The sequence below is a fragment of the Xenorhabdus sp. Sc-CR9 genome, from assembly GCF_963897815.1.
In the GTDB taxonomy this organism is placed as follows: domain Bacteria; phylum Pseudomonadota; class Gammaproteobacteria; order Enterobacterales; family Enterobacteriaceae; genus Xenorhabdus.
Genome location: NZ_CAWQTY010000153.1, coordinates 1 through 225 on the forward strand (window position 1 = coordinate 1; position 225 = coordinate 225).

The window sequence follows — 225 nt, forward strand, 5'->3', positions numbered from 1 at the left end:
GCACTGCCACCCTGTGAAGAAAAAGCCGATTGGGACGACTATCGCCAAAGATACGGGTTGCAATCCATGCTGAACGCGTTTGAACAAACATTGATAGTGTCAGGGGCAAAAACAGACCCAAAGTCAGAGCCAGTAGAGCCGGAGCCAACGGAGCGAGAACCCGTGTCAGAACAGCAAAAACCCGATGACCCATTACAGCCGTGGGCTGAGCTGCGTGACGGTGGC

1 protein-coding gene is annotated in these 225 nt (G+C 54.2%); it reads left to right on the forward strand.

Features of this window, described 5'->3' with window-relative positions:
- On the forward strand, nt 1-225 hold a 225-nt coding region (locus tag AACQ81_RS07080), incomplete at both ends, for a hypothetical protein (RefSeq protein ID WP_237388521.1).